Origin of the sequence: Vibrio genomosp. F10 str. 9ZD137, assembly GCF_049974785.1 — a bacterium.
Lineage (GTDB): Bacteria > Pseudomonadota > Gammaproteobacteria > Enterobacterales > Vibrionaceae > Vibrio.
Genome location: NZ_JBNGCJ010000587.1, coordinates 1 through 3,542, shown reverse-complemented (window position 1 = coordinate 3,542; position 3,542 = coordinate 1). Strand labels below are relative to the sequence as shown.

Genomic DNA, 3,542 nt, shown 5'->3' with positions numbered 1-3,542 from the left:
GGTTGCCCTCGCGTTTGGTCTAGCGGCTTCCTCTATCTTCCCGGCATTGATGATGGGTATCTTCAGCAAGACCATCAATAAAGAAGGTGCTATTGCGGGTATGATTACAGGTATCACTATTACACTGTTCTACGTATTCCAACACAAAGGCATTCTGTTTGTTGCTGACTGGACATACCTTGAAAGCTGGGGAAGCAACTGGTTCTTAGGTATTGAACCAAACGCCTTTGGTGCAATTGGTGCGGTATTTAACTTTGTTGTTGCTTTCTGTGTCTCTCGCGTAACCGCAGAAACACCACAAGAAGTAAAAGATTTGGTTGAGCACGTGCGAATTCCTGCCGGTGCTGGTGATGCTGTTGATCACTAAAATATAACCTATCCCACAAAAGCCTCTTCGGGGGCTTTTTTTATCTGTCCAATACTGTACTTTATCTATTATTACAATTAGTTAACTTTTTATAGCGCCTATTGCTGCAAGGAAGCCAATATGTTTAAAAGTAAGCACCTCATCGTTGCTATGCTCGTTACTCCTGTTCTCTCGATTCTCGCTTACGTTGGTACGGATTTGGCCCTCAGTGAGAAGCCCCACGCAGCAAAAAAAGGAGAAGCATACAAGCTCTTAAGTAAATCGAACTGTCGTTATACGAGTGGCTTATGTGATATGGAAAATGGCGAATTTAAAATTAAGTTTCGCTCAGAAAACCTGACTGACGATCAACTGTTTCTCAGCCTCAGCTCAAAGCTTCCTTTAGAAGGTATTAAAGTATCGCTAGCGGAAAACCTAGAAGAGACAAGTGCACCTGTGAGCATGGTGCGTATCGACGAAACCAACCTTAACTGGAAAGTAACACTACCCGCCCCTTCATCAGAGGAAAATTGGTTAAGAGTCGCCGCTCAAGTGAACGACACACTATACTACGGTGACACCCAAACCATCTTCGTGACCTACGAGACGCTGCTGAATAAGTCCGAATAAAATCAGCCCAAACAATGAGAAGCGAGCTATTTTATCTGATTTAAAATAGCTCTCAGTTTCAGCGGTTTGACCGGCTTAGGAATAAAAGCAAACCCGTTAGACTTTATCCCATCCAGCATATCTTGTGTTCTATCCGCGCTAATAATGACACCTTTGAACTTATCTCCTAAGCGCAGACGACACTGCTGCAAAACTTCTAATCCAGTCCGGCCATTATCCAATCGATAGTCTGAGAAAATGACATCGGGAACCCAATTATCTTCCAGAGCCTTCAAGCTTTGCATTAAATCCTCCGCCGTTTTGATTTCACAGCCCCAGCGCGCCAATAAGCTTTCCATTCCAACTAAGATTTCACGTTCGTTATCCACACAAAGAATTTTTAAATGTGATAGGTCAGATACAGGTAACAATGTGGGTTTGATCTCAACGATCTGTTCACTGCTCGCGCGATTCAAGGTGATCGAAAAGACGCTGCCTTCTTTTGGCCAAGAACGTAACGATATTTGATGGCCTAATACATGAGCTATACCTTTTGAAATGGCCAGGCCAAGACCTAGGCCTTGATCTGAACGAATTTGACTGCCTCGAGTAAATTCTTCAAAGATCTCTTGCTGTTTGTTTTCATCAATGCCAATACCATTATCCCAAACCTCAATGCGAACATCATCGCCGACTCGTCTCACACCGAGACGCACTTTGCCTTTCGGACAATAGCGAAAAGCATTGGTGAGAAAGTTTTGGACCACTCGCCTTAATAACTTGGGATCAGACTTCACGACTAATGACGAAGGGATCATCTTAAAAGACAGTTGCTGCTGCTTAGCAAGAGCGCTAAATTCCGCATCCAAATTTGCCAGAACATCTTTTATGGCAAAGCTGTGAATATTGACATCTAATTTGCCCGATTCAAGCCGCGAGATGTCGAGCAAATCGCCAATGAGATCCTCAGCGGCTTCCAAAGCGCTTTCAATATGGCGAGATAAACCTTTCACTTCTTGTTCTTTCGCTACTTCCGTTAGGGATGATGCAAACAAGCGCGCCGCGTTAAGTGGTTGCATCAAATCGTGGCTAACTGCCGCCAAAAAACGGGATTTTGACTGAGACTCGTGCTCAGAACGTTGCGTGGCACTGACTAACTGCTTGTTAAGGCGCTCTAACTCTTGTGTACGCTTTAAAACCCGAGACTCTAACGTTTCATTGGCTTCTTTTAACGCTTGCTCTGCGTCTCTAAAGACGGTGATGTCGGTAAAGCTCATCACAAAACCACCGCTTGGCATTGGATTACCTTGTACCTCAATCACTCGACCATCTGGGCGAATTCGAGAAGAGGTGTGCCTTGTGCCTTGCTCTAAGTGTTGCACTCGTCGTCGGACATGGCCTTCAGGATCACCCGGACCGCAAAGCCCGTTCTGAGCATTATGTCGAATCACATCAGCAATCGGTCTTCCCACTTGAATGAGCCCAGCGGGAAATTCAAACAGTTCTAGATAACGCTGATTCCAGGCCACCAGCCTCAGTTGCCTATCAACCACGGCGATGCCTTGCCCAATATGTTCAATAGCGCCTTGAAGAAGCCCTCGACTAAAGTCATACAATTCCGATGCTTCATCAACAATTGTTGCCACTTCCTCTAACTGCATATTTTTACCTTGCAGTGCAGAAGTCAGTACCAACTTAGCGGAAGAAGCGCCAAACACACCAGCCAGCACACGTTCGGTATGGCGAATCAAGGTTGATGGTGCCTGTTGATTAGGCAACAATGTTTCATGTTGCTGATTCCAAAACTGCTTAAACGCATTGCGGACGCGTGTTCGCCCAACAAAACGAGAAGCCAGCATCTCCAGTTCAGCCACCGTGACTCGACTTTGATACAAGCTTTGGTTTTCACTTTCAGGTAATGGCGTACCCACAAATGAAGCCGATTGTAAGCGCTCACTTAGGCTAGCTCGCGTCACCATAGAAATGAAAACATAGCAAAACGTATTGATCAAAACGCTGAGTAGCATTCCCCAATCAGAGCTTTGAACTCCCCAGCCAGTGAATAGCTCTGGTGGGGTGATCACCCAAAGAAGGGCATTATTACTTGCATCTCCTGCCAAAATACCGGTTTGACTCATCAAGGTGATGAGCCAGATGCCAAACCCAAAAGCAAGACCGACATACACCCCTTTTCGGTTACCTGTACGCCAATACATCCCTCCAATCAGGGCAGGAGCAAATTGAGTAATCGCAGCAAATGAAAGGAACCCAATGGCAGATAAAGAGTGAATCGTGTCTAGGGCTTGATAAAACCCCCATGCGCCAATCAGTAACAATAGAATCAAGGCGCGTCGAATGATCAGCAATAACCCAGAAAAGTGTCGATGATTTTTCCCAGTAATCCGCATTCGCCGTAGCAACAGTGGCATAACCAAGTCATTTGACACCATGATAGCGAGTGCAATGGTAGAGACGATCACCATACCACTTGCCGCAGAGGTGCCGCCTAAAAACGCCAACAGAGCAATATTGTCAGCTCCCACAGACATTGGGACACTGATGACATAAGCAGATCGGAAGAGCGGTT

General features: G+C 45.6%; 2 protein-coding genes and 1 pseudogene. 2 read left to right on the top strand and 1 reads right to left on the bottom strand.

Annotation, left to right across the window (positions count from 1 at the left end; translation table 11 throughout):
- Both ACP45E_RS14200 and ACP45E_RS14195 read left to right on the top strand, forming a co-directional pair.
- A pseudogene (locus ACP45E_RS14200) lies at positions 1 to 367 on the top strand (cation acetate symporter); the annotation flags it as partial.
- Positions 368 to 487: 120 nt separating this feature from the next.
- Complete coding sequence (locus ACP45E_RS14195) at positions 488 to 976, top strand: hypothetical protein (RefSeq protein WP_017035708.1); 489 nt, start codon at positions 488 to 490, stop codon at positions 974 to 976.
- Positions 977 to 1,002: 26 nt separating this feature from the next.
- Here ACP45E_RS14195 and ACP45E_RS14190 read toward each other — a convergent pair.
- Positions 1,003 to 3,542 (bottom strand): hybrid sensor histidine kinase/response regulator (locus ACP45E_RS14190; RefSeq protein ID WP_069585150.1); only part of this gene is annotated, 2,540 nt, incomplete at its 5' end.

Excerpts from the sequence above, each read along its gene's own strand:
- ACP45E_RS14195 (WP_017035708.1), top strand. The coding sequence starts at position 488 with ATGTTTAAAAGTAAGCACCTCATCGTTGCTATGCTCGTTACTCCTGTT.